The organism is uncultured Fibrobacter sp. (assembly GCF_937877005.1).
Lineage (GTDB): Bacteria > Fibrobacterota > Fibrobacteria > Fibrobacterales > Fibrobacteraceae > Fibrobacter.
Genome location: NZ_CALEFV010000293.1, coordinates 1 through 2,401 on the forward strand (window position 1 = coordinate 1; position 2,401 = coordinate 2,401).

3 protein-coding genes are annotated in these 2,401 nt (G+C 49.5%); all 3 read left to right on the forward strand.

Features of this window, described 5'->3' with window-relative positions; genetic code table 11:
* Positions 1-181: 181 nt before the first annotated feature.
* Positions 182-1,375, forward strand: a complete 1,194-nt coding sequence (locus Q0628_RS13215; protein WP_298771710.1) for a hypothetical protein — start codon at positions 182-184, stop codon at positions 1,373-1,375.
* Positions 1,372-2,025, forward strand: coding sequence for an RNA methyltransferase (locus Q0628_RS13220; protein ID WP_073319464.1), 654 nt, complete (start codon positions 1,372-1,374; stop codon positions 2,023-2,025). Before Q0628_RS13215 ends, Q0628_RS13220 begins: the two co-directional genes overlap by 4 nt.
* Positions 2,026-2,107: 82 nt before the next feature.
* Positions 2,108-2,401, forward strand: a 294-nt coding sequence (locus Q0628_RS13225) for an MlaD family protein (RefSeq protein WP_298771713.1), incomplete at its 3' end; no start/stop codon positions are given.

The window sequence follows — 2,401 nt, forward strand, 5'->3', positions numbered from 1 at the left end:
AGCCGTTCATTTCCCAGTTTCCAGGAACTGGCATTGTTCCCCATTTTGAATCGTCGTAGTTGATTGCCTCGAATCCCAGTGGGCGTTCGTTAGCATTTTCTGCCCAGTTGAACTTCCATGTTCCTTCGATTGACATGTAGCGCTTAGAATCAGTCTTTTTGCCTTTCTGGGTCCGGCGATTGTGCCCTACGGCTACGAGGAATTCAATCGTGGTGCCGAAAACCTGCATCCCTGGCACACCTCCCTGGAAGACCAGCAAAAGCTTGCGGAGGCCATGGAGGTGAAAAGCCCGGAGGAGGCGGTCTCCGCTGCACAGGCTGAGGCGGCCGCCCAGGGAAAGACCTTGTCTTCGGTGGAGCTGGCCCAAATCAGGGCGAAGGCACGCTCCCAGAACCAGTACAAGGACTCGGAGGGAAGGGTGCTTTCTGGCGCAGCCTTGGAAAGCTACCTGCGCAAGAAGCTGGGCAGTAATGACGATTTGCGCTCGCTTTGCTCTGGCCTTAAGATGTGCATGAACCAGGAGTTCGAAGGCTGTTTTGAAGAGGACATGAAGCCTTGGCCCAAGGTCAAGTACGATGACGAATTTTGCAAGCCCTTTAAGGAACTTGAAAAGCGTGGCTATAAGGCGGACCCCAAGACCCCGATGGTTCCTGAAATTTACGCAAGGCTTGGTCGCCAATACCGCGTAGAATACGTTTATGCGGGAACGCTTCCGCTTGATGAAAACGTAATCAAGTACTTGTTTGACAATATGCCGTTTACGGCGCAGTTGATTAACGCCTATCTCGGTGAAAATTATGTGCTTGAATACACGCACCCGAACAGACGGTTCTTTAACGGTAGCAATGGCCGCAGCCTTTCGGGCGAATTCTACTGGGCCTTGCAGGATAGCGCAGGCCAAAAGCTTGGCATTCGTGACTTGTTCTTTGGATACGGGCATGCGAAGATTCTGAAATGGGCACTCCATGGAACGGCTATTGCTTACTTGGATATGGACCCGATGCCAGGCAAGATTATTAAGTACAAATTAACCGCAATTGTGTTCCCGGGTAATTCAATTCTCAATAACATTATGCAGATGAAGGTGTTCAGAAGCGTGGTGAATACGAAGATTGAACACATTGTTAACGACATCAAGAAAGCGTCGGGAATGTACTTTAGCGGCAATAAGGAACCCATGCTCAAGAGTGCGGCTCTCAAGTCCGATGAAAACGTGCAGTACGTTTTGGATTTCGAAGAAGTTGTAAACGGCGCACACTGGGAACTTGGCGATTTTGAACGCTTGCAGAAGGCCCGCAAACAAAAGCGGGAGCAGGATATGCAGGCGGTGCCTATTATGGTAAAGGACCTTCAGGTTATTAAGGAAAAGAAATGACGAACGAAACTTTGGAATCCCTTTTGGAACGCGTGACGGAACGCCGTCGTGAACTTTTGACGTCTGTGGTGGACCGCCGTACAAGGCATTTCTGCATGGTGCTCGAAGATTTGTTCGACCCGCACAATATTTCTGCCGTGATTCGTACTGCCGAAGTGTTCGGCTTGCAGGATGTTCACATTATCGAAGAAGACAACGCCTACAGCGTGAACAAGTCCATTCTGAAAGGTAGCTACAAGTGGATGAGCCTGTACCTTTACAAGAAGCGCATGCTTTGCATGGAAAAATTGCGCGCCAAGGGTTACAAGATTGCCGTGGCCAGCACGAATACCACGAATTCTGTTCTGGATTTGGATTTGAGCCAGCCGACCGCTTTTTATCTGGGTAGCGAATTCCACGGGAATCATCCCGACACGCTCGCCCATGCCGACTACGAATTCAAACTGCCCCAGTACGGCATTACCGAATCTATGAACGTGTCGGTGGCAGGTGGCGTCTTGATGACGTATTTGGACGTTTATATGCAGAAGGTGGGCCGCGAAAAGTTCTTGCTCCCGAAGGAAGAACGCGATGCCTTGCTTTTGGACTGGCTGGATCGCCATGTGAATGGCATCGAGAACAACAGTCCGATTGTTCGAATTGACGAATAGCCCCCATAAATCCGGTTTTAAAAGCTCTCTTTCGGAGAGCATTTTCTGTATTGCATACAAAAAATGCTAGATTAAAACCCAAATGAAAAAGTATTCGGCTCTTTATTTTTCAGTAGGCTTGGTGGTCATCCTAGCCCTGATTATTCTTGTTTTTGGAATATTCTTCTTAAACGAGAAGGACCCTCGCGAAACCTTTAACACCTATTATCTGCGGTTTACCCAGGTGAGTACCCTGGTGCTCGATGACCCCGTCAAGGTAAACGGTGTGAAGCTCGGTAAGGTGGAATCGATCGATTTGGCCGGCCACCGCGTGGTGGTGACCATTAGACTCCGCACCGACGTGAAAATCCCCAAGGATTCCGAAATTCGCGTGCAG